Here is a 16,940-nt window from a genome sequence, read left to right as displayed (position 1 = left end):
GTTCAGTCATGAACGGCTTCTCCGGTCTTCTTGCTTTTGAACATATCCAGCGCGAGCATCACGGCCCCGACGCTGATGGCACTGTCGGCAAAATTGAACGCCGGGAAATACCAGCGGTTCTGCCAATGTACCAGAATGAAATCGATCACATGGCCCAGGGCAATGCGGTCGTACAGGTTGCCCAGCGCGCCGCCGAGCACCAGTGCCAGCGCAATCGCCAGCCAGGTGTCGTTGCGCCCCAGACGTTTGAGCCAGACCACCAGCACCGCACTGACCACGACCGCGATCAGGGCAAACAACCAGCGCTGCCAGCCGGAGCTGTCAGCCAGGAAGCTGAATGCCGCGCCCGTGTTGTAGGCCAGGGTCCAGCTGAAGTAATCAGGGATCACCACGATTTGCTGGTACATGGTCAGCGAGCTTTCGAAGTGAAACTTGCTGGCCTGGTCAATGACCAGAACCAGCACGCTCAACCAAAGCCAGCTCAGCCGTCCGAAACGGCTAGCAGCGTTAGGCATAGTGACGAACCTCGCCCGCACCGCTGATGTTGTCGACACAACGACCGCAGATTTCCGGATGCTCCGGGTTCACGCCGACGTCTTCACGGCAGTGCCAGCAACGGGCGCACTTGGCGAAGCTCGACTTGACCACCTTGAGTTTCAGACCGCTGACTTCGGTTTCAACCGCGTCGGCCGGCGCTTGCACGAACGGTGCAATGCTGGCTGTCGAGGTGATCAGCACGAAGCGCAGTTCGTTGCTCAGCTTGGCCAGGTCGGCGCTCAGTGCCTCTTCGGCGAACAGCGTCACTTCGGCTTGCAGGTTACCGCCCACGGCCTTGGCCGCGCGCTGGATTTCCATTTCCTTGTTGACCGCGACCTTGACCGCCATGATCCGCTCCCAGTAGGCGCGGTCCAGTTCGAAGCCTTCCGGCAACTCGCTGAGGCCTTCGTACCAGGTGTTGAGCATGACCGATTCATTGCGCTCGCCCGGCAGGTATTGCCACAGCTCATCAGCGGTGAAGGCGAGGATCGGCGCGATCCAGCGCACCAGCGCTTCGGAGATGTGGAACAGCGCGGTTTGCGCCGAACGGCGGGCCTTGCTGTTGGCGCCAGTGGTGTACTGACGGTCCTTGATGATGTCGAGGTAGAAACCACCCAGCTCCTGCACGCAGAAGTTGTGCACCTTGGAATAGACGTTCCAGAAACGGTATTCGCCGTAGTGCTCTTGCAGCTCGCGTTGCAGCAGCAAGGTACGGTCCACGGCCCAACGGTCCAGCGCGAGCATTTCTTCTGCCGGCAGGATGTCGGTGGCCGGGTTGAAACCGGTCAGGTTGGAAAGCAGGAAGCGCGCGGTGTTACGGATCCGCCGGTAGGCGTCCGCACTGCGTTGCAGGATCTGGTCGGAAACCGCCATTTCGCCCGAATAATCGGTCGAAGCGACCCACAAGCGCATGATGTCAGCGCCCAGGGTGTCGTTGACTTTCTGCGGCGCGATCACGTTGCCCAACGACTTGGACATCTTGCGGCCGGCTTCGTCGACGGTGAAACCGTGGGTCAGCAGTTCGCGGTACGGCGCGTGGTTGTCGATGGCGCAACCGGTCAACAGCGACGAGTGGAACCAGCCACGGTGTTGGTCGGAACCTTCCAGGTACAGGTCGGCGCGCGGACCGTTGTCGTGGCCCATCGGGTGCGAACCGCGCAGGACGTGCCAGTGCGTGGTGCCCGAATCGAACCAGACATCGAGGGTGTCGCTGATCTTGTCGTACTGCGGCGCTTCGTCACCGAGCAACTCGGCTGCGTCCATCTTGAACCAGGCTTCGATACCTTCAACTTCGACGCGCTGGGCGACCTCCTCCATCAGCTCGACGGTACGTGGGTGCAGTTCGCCGCTTTCCTTGTGCAGGAAGAACGGGATCGGCACGCCCCAGTTGCGCTGGCGGGAGATGCACCAGTCCGGACGGTTGGCGATCATCGAGTGCAGGCGCGCCTGGCCCCAGGCCGGAACGAATTTGGTGTCTTCGATGGCTTTGATCGCACGTTTGCGCAAGGTGTCGCCAGTCGCCGGCTGTTTGTCCATGCCGATGAACCACTGCGCGGTAGCGCGGTAGATCAGCGGGGTCTTGTGACGCCAGCAGTGCATGTAGCTGTGTTCGATGACGGAGGTGTGCAGCAGCGCACCGACTTCCGTCAGTTTGTCGACGATGGCCGGGTTGGCCTTCCAGATGAACTGGCCGCCGAAGAACTCCAGCGACGGCACGTAGACGCCGTTGCTTTGCACCGGATTGAGAATGTCGTCGTTGACCATGCCGTAAGCTTTGCAGGTCACGAAGTCGTCTACGCCGTAGGCTGGCGAGGAGTGAACCACGCCAGTGCCGGCGCCCAGTTCAACATACTCGGCCAGGTAAACCGGCGACAAGCGATCGTAGAACGGGTGACGGAAGTTGATCAGTTCCAGCGCCGCACCAGTGGCGGTGGCGATGACCGAGCCTTCGAGGTTGTAGCGAGCCAGGCACGACTCGACCAGCTCTTCAGCCAGCACCAGCAATTTGTCGCCGACGTCGACCAGGGCGTAGTTGAACTCGGGGTGAACGTTCAGCGCCTGGTTGGCCGGAATGGTCCACGGGGTGGTGGTCCAGATCACGATCGAAGCCGGTTTGCCCAACGATGGCAGGCCGAAGGCGGCAGCCAGTTTGGCTTCGTCGGCAATCGGGAAGGCGACGTCGATGGTCGAGGACTTTTTGTTCTCGTATTCAACTTCAGCTTCAGCCAGGGCCGAACCGCAGTCGAAGCACCAGTTCACAGGCTTGAGGCCCTTGAACACGAAACCACCCTTGACGATTTCAGCCAAGGCACGGATTTCACCGGCCTCGTTCTTGAAGTCCATGGTCTTGTACGGGTTGGCGAAGTCACCCAGCACACCCAGACGGATGAACTCGGACTTCTGGCCTTCGATCTGTTCGGTGGCGTAGGCACGGCACAGCTCACGGGTTTTATCCGCCGTGAGGTTCTTGCCGTGAGTCACTTCGACTTTGTGCTCGATCGGCAGACCGTGGCAGTCCCAGCCCGGAACATAAGGCGCGTCGAAACCCGAAAGGGTCTTCGAGCGGATGATCATGTCCTTGAGAATCTTGTTGAGCGCATGACCGATATGAATGGTGCCGTTGGCATACGGAGGACCGTCGTGCAGAACGAACTTCGGACGATCCTTACCAATCTCACGCAACTTCTGGTACAGGCCAATGCTGTCCCAGCGCTGCAGAATCTGCGGTTCGCGCTGAGGCAGGCCGGCCTTCATTGGGAAGGCGGTGTCCGGAAGGTTTAGCGTGGCTTTATAGTCGGTCATTTAAGGCTCTTCATTAGCGATTGGCGCTAGGTGCGGCTAGGGCACGGGCGGCGGCGACATCCGCATTGATCGCCGTCTTAAGCGCCTCCAGAGAGGCGAAACGCTGCTCTTCGCGCAGCTTTTGGTGGAAAACCACCGTCAAACGCCGGTCATACAGATCGCCGGCAAAATCTAGAATATGGACTTCAAGGTGGGCTTTGCCATCACCTTCAACCGTTGGCCGAACGCCAATATTGGCGACACCTGGCCAGGTCTTGCCGTCGACTTCGACGCTMACCAGGTAAACCCCGGTCAACGGTACACGACGACGCTTGAGTTGCACGTTGGCCGTTGGCGTACCCAATTGGCGCGCCAGCTTCTGCCCGTGCAGGACCCGCCCGGCAATCCCGTACGGATGACCGAGCAAGCGCTCGGCCAAGGTAAAATCAGCGGCGGCCAAGGCATTACGCACCTGGGTGCTGCTGACACGCAACCCGTCCAGTTCAACGGTCTGCGCCGCTTCGACGGTGAACCCCTGAACAGCCCCGGCCTGTAGCAGGAAATCGAAATCCCCTACCCGGTCACAGCCGAAACGGAAGTCGTCACCGACCTCCAGATGCTGCACGCCAAGGCCATCGACCAGAATGGTGTCGACGAACTCGGCGGCGCTGAGCTTGCTCAAACGATGATTGAAGGCCAGGCACAGAACCCGGTCGACACCTTCGGCGGCCAGCAGTTGCAACTTGTCGCGCAAGCGCGCCAGACGGGCCGGGGCCGTGTCCGGGGCGAAAAACTCACGCGGCTGCGGCTCGAAAATCACCACGCAGCTGGGTACACCCAACTCGAGCGCCCGCTCACGCAGCCGGGCCAGGATAGCCTGGTGGCCACGGTGAACACCGTCAAAGTTGCCAATAGTGGCGACACAGCCCCGATGCTGGGGGCGCAAATTGTGGAGGCCTCGAACCAGCTGCATAACGCGCTTCTTGCTCATAAAGTGGTCGATTATAACCACACCCGGCGGCCGACAACAGGCAACACCGTAACCCAAAGTGATCGAACCGACAAAACTGGCGCCCGACCCGCGATTATTGATGCCACGTCTTCAGTTCAACGCCTTGCGATTGAAGTCTCGCAGACGGAAGCCCATCAACGCCAACATACCGAAATAGGTCACCACACCCGCCCCCACCAAAGCCCCCAGACGCAGGAAACGCATCGGCATGTGCCCTTCGCCCCAGGCCGGCATGAAATGCATCGCCCCCAGCAAGACTGCGGACATCACCGTCACAGCAACCACCAGCTTGAGCCCGAACAGGCCCCAGCCCGGCTGTGGCTGATACATCTTCTGTTTGCGCAATTGATAGAACAACAGACCGGCGTTGAGACACGCACCCGCGCTAATCGCCAGGGCCAGCCCTGCGTGCTTCAACGGACCGATCAAGGCCAGGTTGAACAGCTGAGTGACGACCAGCGTGAAAATCGCGATTTTTACCGGTGTGCGAATGTTTTGTTGCGCGTAGAAACCCGGCGCCAGCACTTTAATCACGATAATCCCGAGCAAACCGACCGAGTAGGCAATCAGGGCACGCTGGGTCATCAAGGCATCAAATGCGCTGAATTGACCGTACTGGAACAGCGAAACGGTCAGCGGCTCCGCCAGGATTCCCAGCGCCAGCGAGCACGGCAGCACCAGCACGAAGCACAGGCGCAGGCCCCAATCGAGAATGCGCGAGTATTCGTGGCGATCTTTACTGGCGTAGGTTTTGGCCAGCGTCGGCAGCAATATCGTGCCCAATGCCACACCGAGAACGCCGGATGGCAACTCCATCAGGCGGTCGGCGTAATACATCCAGGACACCGAGCCCGCCACCAGAAACGAGGCAAAAATGGTGTTGATGATCAGCGAAATCTGGCTGACCGAGACCCCGAGAATCGCCGGCAGCATCTGTTTCATCACGCGCCAGACACCGGTGTCGCGCAGGTTCAGGCGCGGCAACACCAGCATGCCGATTTTTTTCAGGTGCGGCAGCTGATAGAGCAATTGCGCCAGGCCACCGACCAGCACAGCCCAGCCCAGAGCCATTACCGGCGGATCGAAGTACGGCGTCAGGAACAGCGCGAAGACGATCATGCTGACGTTGAGCAGGGTCGGCACAAAGGCCGGCACCGAAAAACGGTTCCAGGTATTGAGGATTGCCCCGGCCAGCGAGGACAGCGAGATCAGCAATATATAAGGAAAGGTCACTCGCAACAGACTGGAGGTCAGCTGGAATTTTTCCGGCGTGTTGGTAAACCCCGGGGCCGTTGCCCAGATGACCCAGGGCGCAGCGACCATCCCCAGAATCGTGACCAGCGCCAGTACCAGTGTGAGCAAGCCCGACACGTAAGCGATGAAGGTACGTGTCGCCTCCTCGCCCTGCTGGCTTTTGTATTCCGCCAGAATCGGCACAAAGGCCTGGGAAAACGCCCCTTCGGCGAAGATTCGCCGCAACAGGTTGGGCAGTTTGAAGGCGATAAAGAAGGCGTCTGTGGCCATCCCGGCGCCAAATATGCGTGCGACGAGCGTGTCACGAACGAACCCCAGAACCCGGGAAAGCATCGTGATAGAGCTGACAGCGGCCAACGATTTAAGCAGGTTCATTGAAGAGTTTTTGCCTGTCGATAAACAGCAGGCGAACAAACCGCCCACTTATGCGATACTCCGCGCCGCAACAGCACAGAGCCAAAGCTCGCGAGTTTACAGGTCAAGCGCCGGAAATAAATATCCCGCCTCTTTAGATCGACCACTCAGCGGAACGCATCACCCGCCCTTGACAAGACTTCAACTCATCGGCATGATTCGCGGCCTATTTTGTTTGCTATTTCCTAAAAAGTCTTTCGAGGAGCTCGACGGTGGCCAACACACCTTCCGCCAAAAAACGTGCAAAACAGGCTGAGAAGCGTCGCAGCCACAACGCCAGCCTGCGTTCCATGGTTCGTACCTACATCAAGAATGTAGTTAAAGCCATCGACGCAAAAGACGCTGAAAAAGCGCAAGCCGCTTACGTTCTGGCTGTGCCAGTTATCGACCGCATGGCCGATAAAGGCATCATCCACAAGAACAAGGCAGCTCGCCATAAGAGCCGCTTGAATGGCCACGTCAAGGCTCTGAGCCTTGCTGCTGCCTAAGCGATAAGCTTGTTGAAAAACCGACCTCAGGGTCGGTTTTTTATTGCCTGCGATTTGGCAAGCACACCCCCAAAAAAAATGCGGGAGCGAGCCTGCTCGCGATGGCGGCACAGCAGTCAACAATGATGTTGAATGTTACAGCCTCATCGCGAGCAGGCTCGCTCCCACAGGGTACTGCGTCAGATTATTGGGCGTGCGCCCACGGCAAGATCGGAATCGCGGTCACCGCATTCTGCGGACTGCCTTCGATCAGGCGATCGCTGTAGACCAGGTACACCAGGGTATTGCGCTTTTTGTCGAGAAAACGCACCACCTGCATGGTCTTGAACACCAGCGATGTGCGCTCCTTGAACACCTCTTCGCCATCCTTGAGCTCACCCTTGAAGCTGATCGGCCCGACCTGACGACAAGCGATGGACGCTTCCGACCGATCCTCGGCCAACCCCAGACCACCCTTCACGCCGCCCGTCTTGGCTCGCGACAGGTAGCAGGTCACGCCATCGACCTTCGGATCATCAAAGGCCTCGACGACGATGCGGTCATTCGGCCCGACGAATTTGAACACGGTCGATACCTGACCGATTTCTTCCGCCGATGCCAGCAACGGCATCGCCAACAGCAACCCCAACAATCCTTTTGCCATGCGCATTCGCGTTTTCCTTAAACCAGAATCAGGTTATCGCGGTGAACCAGCTCCGGCTCCGCCATGTAACCCAGCAAACCGATAATCGCCTCAGACGATTGACCGATGATTTTTTGCGCCTCAAGCGCACTGTAGTTGGCCAAGCCACGGGCGATCTCACGACCGTCCGGCGCCACGCACACCACCATTTCACCGCGACGGAAGCTGCCCTGAACCAGCTTGACACCAACCGGCAGCAGACTTTTATTACCCCGAGACAACGCCGTGACCGCACCCTCATCCAGCACCAGCGTGCCGCGAGTCTGCAAGTGCCCGGCCAACCACTGCTTACGCGCCGCCAGCAGGCCGCGCTCAGGCGAGAGCAAGGTGCCGATGCGCTCGCCCGCCTTCAGACGATCCAGCACACGCTCAAGACGCCCACCCACGATGATCGTGTGAGCCCCCGAACGCGCCGCCAGACGCGCCGCGCGCAATTTGGTCTGCATACCGCCACGACCCAACGCACCGCCGGTGCCGCCCGCCACTGCATCCAATGCAGGATCATCAGCACGCGCTTCATAAATCAGCTTGGCGTCAGGGTTGTTGCGCGGATCAGCATCGAACATGCCGTCACGATCGGTCAGGATCACCAACAGGTCAGCCTCGACCAGGTTGGCCACCAGCGCCGCCAGCGTATCGTTGTCGCCGAAACGGATTTCATCGGTGACCACCGTATCGTTCTCGTTGATCACTGGAATGACCTTGAGATCGACCAGCGCACGCAAGGTGCTGCGGGCATTGAGGTAACGCTTGCGATCGGACAAGTCATCGTGAGTCAGGAGAATCTGCGCCGTGTGCCGGCCATGCTCGGCAAAGCTCGACTCCCAGGCCTGCACCAACCCCATCTGACCGATGGCGGCAGCCGCCTGCAACTCGTGCATCGCACTGGGTCGTGCGGTCCAGCCAAGGCGACTCATACCTGCCGCTACTGCCCCCGAGGACACCAGCACCAGCTCGACACCCGCCTCATGCAGCGCGACCATCTGCTCAACCCAGACGCTCATCGCTGCGCGATCCAGACCCTTGCCGTCAGCCGTCAGCAATGCGCTGCCGATCTTCACGACCCAACGCTGCGCACCTGTCACCTTGCTCCGCATCATCTTCAACCTTAGCTTGAGGACAGCGCGACCCAGCGCTGCCCGTAACGTTATTCGTGACTACCGATTTCCAGATACCAAAACGCCGCTCGATAGAGCGGCGCTTAAGTTTACTGCAACGAATCAGTCGCGCACGTAAATGATTTCCGGACCATCTTCATCATCCACATCTTCTTCGTCCCAGTCGTCATCACCGATGTCATGGACCGACTTCACGCCGCTGCGGCGCAGGGCACGCTGGTCATCCAGCGCCTGCAACTGGGCACGGGCTTCGTCTTCGATGCGCTGATCGAGATCGGCCAGCTCTTCCTTGTAGACCGGGTCGTTAGCCAGACGATCGGCACGATCTTCCAGGTAACGCATGATGTCGCGCGTCAGGCGCTCGGTGCCTTCTTTGGCAATGGCCGAGATCACGTAGACCGGACCGGTCCACTCCAGACGATCAACGATTTCCTTGACCCGCTCTTCGTGCTCTTCTTCAAGGATCTGGTCGCACTTGTTCAGCACCAACCAGCGATCACGCTCAGCCAGCGAAGGGCTGAACTTGGTCAGCTCGCTGACAATCACTTCAGCCGCGTCTGGAGCACTGGTGTCATCCAGTGGCGCCATGTCGACGAGGTGCAGCAACAGACGGGTACGCGACAAGTGCTTGAGGAAGCGAATCCCCAGGCCCGCGCCGTCGGAAGCACCTTCGATCAGACCCGGAATGTCGGCAATGACGAAGCTTTTCCAGCGATCGACGCTGACCACACCAAGGTTTGGCACCAGGGTGGTAAACGGATAATCAGCAACTTTCGGCTTGGCCGCCGAGACCGAACGGATAAAGGTACTTTTACCGGCATTCGGCAAGCCCAACAGGCCCACGTCGGCCAACACCTTCATTTCCAGCTTGAGGTCACGCTGCTCGCCCGGCTTGCCTGGCGTAGTCTGGCGCGGCGCGCGGTTGGTACTGGATTTGAAACGGGTGTTACCCAGACCGTGCCAGCCGCCATGAGCCACCAGCAGACACTGACCAGCCTTGGTCAGGTCGCCAATGACTTCTTGCGTAGCAGAGTCAATGACCGTGGTGCCGACCGGAACCCGCAGGACCAACTCTTCACCTTTTTTACCGGTGCAGTCAGTGCTGCCGCCGTTGGCGCCACGCTCGGCATCGAAGTGCCGGGTGTAACGGTAGTCGACCAGGGTGTTGAGGTTTTCGTCGGCGATCATGTAGACCGAGCCGCCGTCACCACCGTCACCGCCGTTAGGACCGCCGTTTTCGATGAATTTTTCCCGACGGAAACTCATGCAGCCATTACCGCCGTCGCCAGCCTTTACTCGAATCGATACTTCATCAACAAACTTCATAACAAAACGCCTCTCGCCATACGGACGAGCCGAAAAACACTAAGACATAAGACTCTTGCAAAAATGAGCGCAGCGACCTCAATCAACGACCGCATAATCCAGCGCCGGCAGCCCATACAAACAGTTTTGCAAGAGACTCACCCCACAAACGAAAAAGCCCCGTCGCAAGACAGGGCTTTTCCAGCGATCGCGCAATTAAGCCGCGACAACGCTCACGTAACGGCGGTTGAACGCGCCTTTTACTTCAAACTTGATCACGCCTTCGATTTTCGCGAAGAGGGTGTGATCTTTACCCATGCCAACACCGTAACCGGCGTGGAATTGGGTGCCGCGCTGACGCACGATGATGTTGCCCGGAATGATTTTCTGGCCGCCATACATCTTCACGCCAAGGCGTTTGGCTTCTGAGTCGCGACCGTTACGGGTACTACCACCAGCTTTTTTGTGTGCCATGAGTTCAATTCTCCTAGTGAGGAATTAGGCTGAAATTAAGCCTGAATACCGGTGATTTTGATCTCGGTGTACCACTGGCGGTGGCCCATACGCTTCATGTGGTGCTTACGACGACGGAACTTGATGATGCGGACTTTATCGTGACGACCTTGGGAGATCACTTCAGCCACAACGGTAGCGCCAGCAACAACTGGAGCGCCGATATTCACGTCATCGCCATTGGCGACCAACAGAACGCGATCAAAAGTTACGGATTCGCCGGTAGCGATTTCCAGTTTCTCGATCTTCAGGTATTCACCTGGGGCGACCTTGTATTGCTTGCCACCAGTAACGATTACTGCGTACGACATGGTATTTCTCCGATAATCCTGCTCACCCAGCTCTTTATAAGAAGAAGTATTGGCTGGCATGGCTGCATGGGATGGAACGACCCAAATGCAATTGCGTAAGGCAGGTGCTGCCCAGGAAGTTCAGGGTGCGCGATTGTACGCAAGCCACGAGCGCGTTGCAAGTGGCCGTCCATCGCGCCTTGACAGGCCCGGACGTGGGTCCTAGCATGCCGCGCAACCCTTCTGGAGCGACTGTCGCTGATGCAACCCCAAGCTTTCTACCGCGCGGTGGCGGACGATTTTAACGCCGTCGACGGCATCATCAAGAAGCAGCTGACTTCCCGAGTGCCGCTGGTATCGAAAATCGGCGATTACATTACCTCGGCTGGCGGTAAACGCCTGCGCCCTTTATTAGTGTTGCTGTGTGGCAAGGCTCTGGGGCGCGAAGGCGACGACATGCGCCTGCTGGCCGCGACCATCGAATTCCTGCACACCGCCACCCTGCTGCATGACGACGTGGTCGACATGTCCGGCATGCGCCGTGGCCGCTCGACCGCCAACGCCATGTGGGGCAACGCCCCGAGCGTGCTGGTGGGTGATTTCCTGTACTCGCGCTCGTTCGAGATGATGGTCGAACTGGGCTCGATGCCGGTGATGAAGATTCTCTCGCAAGCCACGCGGATCATCGCTGAAGGCGAAGTCCTGCAGCTGTCCAAGGTGCGCGACGCCAGCACCACCGAAGAAACCTACATGGAAGTCATCCGCGGCAAAACCGCGATGCTTTTCGAGGCTTCGACCCACAGCGCCGCGGCCCTGGCTGGCGCGACGCCAGAACAGAGCGAAGCCTTGCGCACCTTTGGCGACCACCTCGGTGTGGCCTTCCAACTGGTCGACGACCTGCTGGATTACAAAGGCGACGCAGAAACCCTGGGCAAGAACGTCGGTGACGATCTGGCCGAAGGCAAGCCGACCCTGCCACTGATCTACACCATGCGCGAAGGCACGCCAGAGCAAGCGGCACTGGTGCGCCGGGCGATTCAGAAAGGTGGTATCGAAGACCTGGAAAGCATCCGCGCCGCCGTGGAAGCCTCGGGTTCGCTGGACTACACCGCACAACTGGCCCGCGATTATGTGGCCCGTGCGATCAAATGCCTCGAAATGCTGCCTGCCAGCGAATACCGGGATGCATTGGTCGAACTGAGCGAATTTGCAGTAGCCCGCACGCACTAAGACTGCCCTTTGTGGGAGCGAGCAGGCTCGCTCCCACAGGTTGTCACCGCTGCACCCTCTCCTGCCTAAAACCCTATATAATGTGCGCTTTTAGCCATCCTGAATCCAAGGAGCTTTAGTGAGCACGTTGCCACCCTGCCCGAAATGCAATTCCGAATACACTTATGAAGACGGCGCCCAACTGATCTGCCCAGAGTGCGCCCACGAATGGTCCGCCAATGGTGAAGCCGACGCAGCGTCCGATGAAACCGTGAAAAAGGATTCGGTCGGCAACGTCCTGCAAGATGGCGACACCATCACCGTGATCAAGGACCTCAAGGTCAAGGGCACATCGCTGGTGGTCAAGGTCGGCACCAAGGTCAAGAACATCCGTCTGTGCGATGGCGACCACGACATCGACTGCAAGATCGACGGTATCGGCCCGATGAAGCTCAAGTCCGAGTTCGTCAGAAAAGTCTGAACCTGCTGTATTCCATCCTGCGCCCTGCGTGGGATGGAGCCTCACCCTCGCCTGATCCCCCAGCAATCCCGCCCAATAGCAAAACGCCAGCCGTTTTGATCCTCAGCAATTCCCCCACAGAAAACAGCAGAAACCGCCAATAGGTACTTGCTATTAATTAAATAGGAATTATTCTCATCAAACCATTAAAAAGGAGATGAGCATCATGACTTACTTGATCGATGCATGGCTGGATCGCCCACACCCGTACCTCAGGATCCTGCATCGGGAAACCGGGGAAGTGTGTGCGGTACTGGAAGAAGAAGCCTTGAGTGAGCTGCAAGACCAGGGCGACCTCGACCTCAATGGCCTGAGTTCCAGCGAGCCGGTGGTGCTCAAGGAACTGGTGCGCAACCTGTTTCTGTTCTGCTACGCCCGGGCATTGCGCCCGATGAATGAACTGCACCACAAGATCGAACTATGAGACACCGCAAAAGACTGTGGGAGCGAGCCTGCTCGCGATGCGGTCACCTCGGTTTCCTGTGAAACCGAGGTGATGCCATCGTCGGAACGCCGCCCGGAGCCGGCTCGCTCCCACATTGGCCCGTCATAACAACAGGCCAGGGCTTACAGAACGTCGAGCAGCTCGACGTCGAACACCAGAACGCTGTGCGGCGGAATGCTGCCAACGCCTTGTGCGCCGTAAGCCAGTTCGCTCGGCACGTACAGGCGCCATTTGCTACCGGCGTTCATCAGTTGCAGGGCTTCGGTCCAGCCGGCGATCACGCCGCCAACCGGGAATTCTGCAGGCTGGCCACGATCGTAGGAGCTGTCGAACACAGTGCCGTCGATCAGCGTGCCGTGGTAGTGAGTGCGCACTTGATCTTCACGGGTTGGCTTGGCGCCTTCACCTTGAGTCAGTACTTCGAACTGCAGGCCGGAAGCCAGAGTGGTGATGCCGTCACGCTTGGCGTTTTCAGCCAGGAATGCCAGGCCTTCGCCAGCGGCCGCTTCAGCCTTGGCAGCCGCTTCGGCTTGCATGATTTCGCGGATGACCTTGAAGCTGGCAGACATTGCTTCCTGGCCAACACGGCTTTCCTTACCGGCGAATGCGTCGGTCAGACCGGCCAGGATCGCGTCCAGGCTAACGCCCGGTGGCGGGTTGTCGCGCAGTTGGTCGCCCAACTGACGGCCGATGCCGTAGCTGACGCGGGTTTCGTCGGTGGACAGATTTACTTCGGACATGACACTGCTCCGCTGTGCGGACGGCTCGGGACATTGCCGTGCGTGCACAGCGCATCCCGGAGCGCCCGGAACCAAAAGGGCGAGCAGACTAGCACAGATGCCATTGCGGTGATCAGGGCTGTCAGCGCTATTGGGATATGGGCACCTTCAGGCTCTCTTCCCCACTGGTGCCCAGACCGCACATCTCGTCGTGCACCGAGGTGTGAATCAGGTTGAATGTCAGCTTGGGAAAGGCATGAAGGACTTCACGAGCATGTTCCACCGAACGCAAATGCAGTGTTTGCCCATGGGTGTCGTCGATTGGATGAGCGGCGCCATGTATCCGTGCCTCTAACAGATAGATCCCGCCTTCCATCGAAATCAGATTCAGCTCATCAACCTTCCCGGCGAGGGCATAGGCGTTCAACTCTTCCAGGTTCATGGGCACACCCCGCGCAATGGCGAACCGAGACACCTACAGGGATATGCCTCGGCGCACAAAAGCACAAGCCGCAAACGCCGCCGCCCGTCCGTTTCACAACGGCTGTGGCGAGCAAGCTCGCTCGCCACAGGGGACATTCCCAAGCGGATCAGTGCTTGGTCAGCTTGTCCAGGTAGCCCATGGCAAACGCCGAGATCACGAAGGTCATGTGAATGATCACGTACCACTTCAGGTGCTCGGGATCGACGTTCCTGGCGTCCATGAAGATGCGCAACAGGTGGATCGAGGAAATCGCCACGATCGAGGCCGCGACTTTCATCTTCAGGGAAGAAGAGTCCATCGTGCCCAACCAGTTGAGCTTCTCCTTGCCGTCATCGATGTCGAGTTCAGACACGAAGTTTTCGTAGCCGGAAATCATCACCATCACCAGCAAGCCGCCCACCAGCGCCATGTCGATCAGCGACAACAGCACCAGAATCAGATCGGACTCGGCCATCGAGAACACGTTGGGGATAACGTGGAAGACTTCCTGAAAGAATTTCAGCGCCAGGGCCAGCAGGCCCAGGGACAAACCGAAGTAGATCGGCGCCAACAGCCAGCGCGAGGCGTACATTGCATTTTCGACAAAACGTTCCATTGAATCTCACACAAAGGTTTTAAACGGCGGCGAGTATATCAGCCGCTCAAAACCCCATAAACCGCAGACAAATCCACAACCTGCGAGTCTGCCAAAGCGTTTTTCTGCTAGTGTCCAAAGCATTCGCATCGTTTATTTGCGTTGTAGAGGAAAACCGGAAAATGGATTTGCGATTGCCTTTAACGACTGTCGGCCTTTGCCTCGCGGTACTGATCGGCGGCTGCTCACCCAGCGATGAGAAGCGCCCGCAAAGCCTCGAGGAGAAGACCGCACAGTTCGAGAAGTCGCTGGACGCGATTCAGGATCCCCAGCTCAAGGATGCCGTGGCCAACCTCGGCGGCTCGTTGCTGCTGCTCGAGCGCGCCCAGCAAAAGCTTGCCATCAAGCCGATCGCCACCGAATACGGCGAAGACGCCATGGCCCTGCTCAAGCACTATCCCACGCCGCAGGCGCTGGTCGACACTTACATCAACGGCCTGTTCGTGTTGCGCAAGGACTCCAGCTCCGACTACCTGACCGACTTGCAGCCGGTGTTCCCTTTCAGCTTCAACATGCCTTCCGAGTTTCCCTTCCCGCATGGGCTGGAATGGCAGTCGGTCACGCTGAGCAACAAGAAGGTCATCCCTTTCCAGCCCGAATGGTCGGAAACCGATCCCGGTATTCAGTTGAGCCCTTCAAGCGCCAGCCTGACCAATCCGGATGACCTGACCGTGGCCTACCCTTTTGTCGAGGGCACGGAGCTCGACAACAAAAGCCAGCCGCAACCGACGACGCTGAAAGGTAAAGTCGAAGTCATTGCACCGCGCAAGGTATTCACCTTCGACCTGACGAAAAAAGACGTGGGCCAGACCCGCACTGACGACAACATCAGCGTCACCCTGAAGGCCCTCGAAAAGAACTACGCCGAGGTCGAAGTCAACAACAGCGCAGCACTGGCCCCAGACGTCAGCGATACCCCGCTCAATCCGCTCATCGTCCAGGCCAGGGACACGACCGGGCAGTTGCTCTCACGCTCGGGCTCGATCAACGAAGACGCCGCACAAATCGGGTTCTATCAAAAACAACTGGCCGAGATGCAGAAGCAGACCGCCTGGAGCGATGCGTTCGAAAAACAGCTCGAAGACGAACAACAGGCGTTCGAGCACCAGCAGACTCATCATTACACCAAGGTGTACTTCAACGGCCCGATCGAAAACCTCGAAGTCAATGCCCTCGACTTCTCGGCCGTCACTGTGACCCGCAAGGACCTGGAGCTGCCGGTACGCCGCTTCGACCGCAATACCACGGATAAAACCATCCAGAGCCTGAACCTGCCCGTGGTTGTGTACGACGATCAGGCCGCGACCTGGCTCAAAGGCGCCACACTGAATGAGGAACAACTGAAAAAGAACATCCACGTCAACCAGTCCGTCGAGGACGCCAGTGCGGCACGCATCGAATTCGATCACCCGAAAACCTTCAACGACGAACTGCTCGGCTCCTCATTCAGCCCTGGCGACACCCCGGTGACCTTCTTCACCCAGAACGATAAGGGTAAACGCGGTGAGCCCATCGAATTGCCAGCCGAGGCCTTCGAAATCGACCCGCTGCGCGCCACCATCACCTACGACCTGACCTTGTTCCCCGAGACGCCGGCGTATGCCGTCGGCTCGATGCCGTTGTTTCTGGCCAATATTGAAAAAAGCAGCCTCGACACCCAGAAGCTGCCCAAAGGCCTGGAGCTCAAGGGCAACGCCTTGGTGGTTGACCAGAAAGTATTCCCCGCCCAGGACTGGCGCTTCTTCGCCAAGGACGCGAACGGGAATTACCTGAAGGAGATTCTTGCGGTCAGCCACGACGCCAGTGCAGAAGGCCCGGCGGTGGTTGAGGTGCATTATTTCTACGGCCAGCCGAGCAGCCTGGAAACCTACCAGCGCACCAACCTCAATACCGTCGAATACGGATTCGAGGTCAAGCTCGACAAGGCCGAAAACCCCAACCCTGTCGAATAGTCACTAATGCTCGGGGGTGAACTGAAAACCACCCGAATTTCGGCAGCGCCCACCATTGATTTCCCGCAGCTGGGCTTGCAAGTGCAAACACCAGATTTGCGGGTCATCGGCCAGCTGATAGCCGTGCAGAGTCAGGCTTTCAACGATGGTATCGAGTATCGATTCGGCCACGAAAGGACCATGAAACGGGCCCTGGGCCTTGATGGCGGAAGGTTGTTCACCGGCCATTCCGGCGGCAAACAACAAGGTCCACATACCGGTGTCCCCCGCAAGCGGGCGAATACTGCATTCGATACGGGTAACCAGGCCCAGGCATTGGCGGGTGAGGCAGAGGTTGCGCGGCATGGCGGCGACCCTCGGTAAATCGGGTATTCAGCCTCCACGGGAAGGCTGTCTCGATCCAGTGATGACTGTCGATGTCCTTGTCCTGAGCATAGAAGAAAAGTCGAGTCAGCAAGTTGACGGAGCCAAGAAGGCGCCGAATGGTCGTTGTTGGTTTTTTGACGCCACCCGGGCGGCAAAAAGCGCTACCAAAATGACGACCCAGTGCCATGCACAAACCCCGTGGCGAGGGAGCTTGCTC

Annotated in this window: 18 protein-coding genes; 5 read left to right on the top strand and 13 right to left on the bottom strand. The window is 58.6% G+C overall.

Annotation, left to right across the window (positions count from 1 at the left end; genetic code table 11):
* Positions 1 to 2: 2 nt before the first annotated feature.
* The 4 genes from lspA to murJ all read right to left on the bottom strand — a co-directional run bounded on the left by lspA (position 3) and on the right by murJ (position 5,959).
* Positions 3 to 515 (bottom strand): signal peptidase II, encoded by a 513-nt coding sequence (gene lspA, locus AC1DHT_RS27215; RefSeq protein ID WP_019691622.1) that lies wholly within the window; start codon positions 513 to 515, stop codon positions 3 to 5.
* The gene (gene ileS, locus AC1DHT_RS27210) at positions 508 to 3,339 is read right to left on the bottom strand and encodes an isoleucine--tRNA ligase (protein WP_427546470.1); all 2,832 of its coding nucleotides are present in this window, start codon (positions 3,337 to 3,339) and stop codon (positions 508 to 510) included. Before ileS ends, lspA begins: the two co-directional genes overlap by 8 nt.
* Before the next feature lie 13 nt (positions 3,340 to 3,352).
* A complete protein-coding gene (gene ribF, locus AC1DHT_RS27205; protein WP_429538987.1) occupies positions 3,353 to 4,291 on the bottom strand; it encodes a bifunctional riboflavin kinase/FAD synthetase in 939 nt (312 codons plus the stop codon).
* A gap of 129 nt (positions 4,292 to 4,420) precedes the next feature.
* Positions 4,421 to 5,959 carry a murein biosynthesis integral membrane protein MurJ gene (gene murJ, locus AC1DHT_RS27200; RefSeq protein WP_427546476.1) on the bottom strand — a complete coding sequence of 513 codons (1,539 nt, stop codon included), beginning with the start codon at positions 5,957 to 5,959 and terminating at the stop codon, positions 4,421 to 4,423.
* Positions 5,960 to 6,210: 251 nt separating this feature from the next.
* Between murJ and rpsT the strand changes: the two genes are divergently transcribed.
* Positions 6,211 to 6,486 (top strand): 30S ribosomal protein S20, encoded by a 276-nt coding sequence (rpsT, locus tag AC1DHT_RS27195; RefSeq protein WP_123583164.1) that lies wholly within the window; start codon positions 6,211 to 6,213, stop codon positions 6,484 to 6,486.
* Between the two features lie 184 nt (positions 6,487 to 6,670).
* Here rpsT and AC1DHT_RS27190 read toward each other — a convergent pair whose 3' ends face one another.
* From AC1DHT_RS27190 to rplU, 5 genes are all read right to left on the bottom strand, one after another.
* Positions 6,671 to 7,135, bottom strand: a complete 465-nt coding sequence (locus tag AC1DHT_RS27190) for a CreA family protein (protein ID WP_019691618.1) — start codon at positions 7,133 to 7,135, stop codon at positions 6,671 to 6,673.
* 11 nt (positions 7,136 to 7,146) lie between these two features.
* Complete coding sequence (gene proB, locus AC1DHT_RS27185) at positions 7,147 to 8,265, bottom strand: glutamate 5-kinase (protein ID WP_427546486.1); 1,119 nt, start codon at positions 8,263 to 8,265, stop codon at positions 7,147 to 7,149.
* A gap of 123 nt (positions 8,266 to 8,388) precedes the next feature.
* Positions 8,389 to 9,612, bottom strand: a complete 1,224-nt coding sequence (gene cgtA, locus AC1DHT_RS27180; RefSeq protein ID WP_427546480.1) for an Obg family GTPase CgtA — start codon at positions 9,610 to 9,612, stop codon at positions 8,389 to 8,391.
* A gap of 195 nt (positions 9,613 to 9,807) precedes the next feature.
* Positions 9,808 to 10,065, bottom strand: a complete 258-nt coding sequence (gene rpmA, locus AC1DHT_RS27175) for a 50S ribosomal protein L27 (RefSeq protein ID WP_003176049.1) — start codon at positions 10,063 to 10,065, stop codon at positions 9,808 to 9,810.
* Positions 10,066 to 10,100: 35 nt separating this feature from the next.
* Positions 10,101 to 10,415, bottom strand: coding sequence for a 50S ribosomal protein L21 (gene rplU / locus AC1DHT_RS27170; RefSeq protein WP_003176051.1), 315 nt, complete (start codon positions 10,413 to 10,415; stop codon positions 10,101 to 10,103).
* 240 nt (positions 10,416 to 10,655) lie between these two features.
* Here rplU and AC1DHT_RS27165 point away from each other — a divergent pair, with 240 nt between their 5' ends.
* From AC1DHT_RS27165 to AC1DHT_RS27155, 3 genes are all read left to right on the top strand, one after another.
* On the top strand, positions 10,656 to 11,624 hold the full coding sequence (locus AC1DHT_RS27165; RefSeq protein WP_054595512.1) for a polyprenyl synthetase family protein: 969 nt from the start codon (positions 10,656 to 10,658) through the stop codon (positions 11,622 to 11,624).
* A 118-nt stretch (positions 11,625 to 11,742) separates the two neighbouring features.
* On the top strand, positions 11,743 to 12,084 hold the full coding sequence (locus tag AC1DHT_RS27160) for a zinc ribbon domain-containing protein YjdM (protein WP_054595511.1): 342 nt from the start codon (positions 11,743 to 11,745) through the stop codon (positions 12,082 to 12,084).
* A gap of 205 nt (positions 12,085 to 12,289) precedes the next feature.
* The gene (locus AC1DHT_RS27155) at positions 12,290 to 12,547 is read left to right on the top strand and encodes a PA4570 family protein (protein WP_427534028.1); all 258 of its coding nucleotides are present in this window, start codon (positions 12,290 to 12,292) and stop codon (positions 12,545 to 12,547) included.
* 143 nt (positions 12,548 to 12,690) lie between these two features.
* Here AC1DHT_RS27155 and AC1DHT_RS27150 read toward each other — a convergent pair whose 3' ends face one another.
* The 3 genes from AC1DHT_RS27150 to AC1DHT_RS27140 all read right to left on the bottom strand — a co-directional run bounded on the left by AC1DHT_RS27150 (position 12,691) and on the right by AC1DHT_RS27140 (position 14,366).
* Complete coding sequence (locus AC1DHT_RS27150; RefSeq protein ID WP_054595509.1) at positions 12,691 to 13,308, bottom strand: FKBP-type peptidyl-prolyl cis-trans isomerase; 618 nt, start codon at positions 13,306 to 13,308, stop codon at positions 12,691 to 12,693.
* A 127-nt stretch (positions 13,309 to 13,435) separates the two neighbouring features.
* Positions 13,436 to 13,729 carry a DUF6482 family protein gene (locus AC1DHT_RS27145; protein WP_427534030.1) on the bottom strand — a complete coding sequence of 98 codons (294 nt, stop codon included), beginning with the start codon at positions 13,727 to 13,729 and terminating at the stop codon, positions 13,436 to 13,438.
* A 148-nt stretch (positions 13,730 to 13,877) separates the two neighbouring features.
* The gene (locus tag AC1DHT_RS27140; protein WP_123423585.1) at positions 13,878 to 14,366 is read right to left on the bottom strand and encodes a TIGR00645 family protein; all 489 of its coding nucleotides are present in this window, start codon (positions 14,364 to 14,366) and stop codon (positions 13,878 to 13,880) included.
* Positions 14,367 to 14,527: 161 nt separating this feature from the next.
* Here AC1DHT_RS27140 and AC1DHT_RS27135 point away from each other — a divergent pair, with 161 nt between their 5' ends.
* Positions 14,528 to 16,357, top strand: coding sequence for a hypothetical protein (locus AC1DHT_RS27135; RefSeq protein WP_427547027.1), 1,830 nt, complete (start codon positions 14,528 to 14,530; stop codon positions 16,355 to 16,357).
* 3 nt (positions 16,358 to 16,360) lie between these two features.
* On the opposite strand, the gene AC1DHT_RS27130 is transcribed toward AC1DHT_RS27135, so the two are convergent.
* Positions 16,361 to 16,702, bottom strand: a complete 342-nt coding sequence (locus tag AC1DHT_RS27130; RefSeq protein WP_427547030.1) for a PA4575 family protein — start codon at positions 16,700 to 16,702, stop codon at positions 16,361 to 16,363.
* Positions 16,703 to 16,940 lie beyond the last annotated feature (238 nt).

This window comes from Pseudomonas sp. 05N432 (genome assembly GCF_056396945.1).
The sequence above is the reverse complement of the archived record's forward strand: the minus strand, read 5'-3'. Positions and strand labels throughout refer to the sequence as shown.

Excerpts from the sequence above, each read along its gene's own strand:
- lspA (WP_019691622.1), bottom strand. The coding sequence starts at position 515 with ATGCCTAACGCTGCTAGCCGTTTCGGACGGCTGAGCTGGCTTTGGTTG.
- ileS (WP_427546470.1), bottom strand. The coding sequence starts at position 3,339 with ATGACCGACTATAAAGCCACGCTAAACCTTCCGGACACCGCCTTCCCA.
- murJ (WP_427546476.1), bottom strand. The coding sequence starts at position 5,959 with ATGAACCTGCTTAAATCGTTGGCCGCTGTCAGCTCTATCACGATGCTT.
- AC1DHT_RS27190 (WP_019691618.1), bottom strand. The coding sequence starts at position 7,135 with ATGCGCATGGCAAAAGGATTGTTGGGGTTGCTGTTGGCGATGCCGTTG.
- proB (WP_427546486.1), bottom strand. The coding sequence starts at position 8,265 with ATGCGGAGCAAGGTGACAGGTGCGCAGCGTTGGGTCGTGAAGATCGGC.
- cgtA (WP_427546480.1), bottom strand. The coding sequence starts at position 9,612 with ATGAAGTTTGTTGATGAAGTATCGATTCGAGTAAAGGCTGGCGACGGC.
- rpmA (WP_003176049.1), bottom strand. The coding sequence starts at position 10,065 with ATGGCACACAAAAAAGCTGGTGGTAGTACCCGTAACGGTCGCGACTCA.
- rplU (WP_003176051.1), bottom strand. The coding sequence starts at position 10,415 with ATGTCGTACGCAGTAATCGTTACTGGTGGCAAGCAATACAAGGTCGCC.
- AC1DHT_RS27165 (WP_054595512.1), top strand. The coding sequence starts at position 10,656 with ATGCAACCCCAAGCTTTCTACCGCGCGGTGGCGGACGATTTTAACGCC.
- AC1DHT_RS27155 (WP_427534028.1), top strand. The coding sequence starts at position 12,290 with ATGACTTACTTGATCGATGCATGGCTGGATCGCCCACACCCGTACCTC.
- AC1DHT_RS27150 (WP_054595509.1), bottom strand. The coding sequence starts at position 13,308 with ATGTCCGAAGTAAATCTGTCCACCGACGAAACCCGCGTCAGCTACGGC.
- AC1DHT_RS27145 (WP_427534030.1), bottom strand. The coding sequence starts at position 13,729 with ATGAACCTGGAAGAGTTGAACGCCTATGCCCTCGCCGGGAAGGTTGAT.
- AC1DHT_RS27140 (WP_123423585.1), bottom strand. The coding sequence starts at position 14,366 with ATGGAACGTTTTGTCGAAAATGCAATGTACGCCTCGCGCTGGCTGTTG.
- AC1DHT_RS27135 (WP_427547027.1), top strand. The coding sequence starts at position 14,528 with ATGGATTTGCGATTGCCTTTAACGACTGTCGGCCTTTGCCTCGCGGTA.
- AC1DHT_RS27130 (WP_427547030.1), bottom strand. The coding sequence starts at position 16,702 with ATGCCGCGCAACCTCTGCCTCACCCGCCAATGCCTGGGCCTGGTTACC.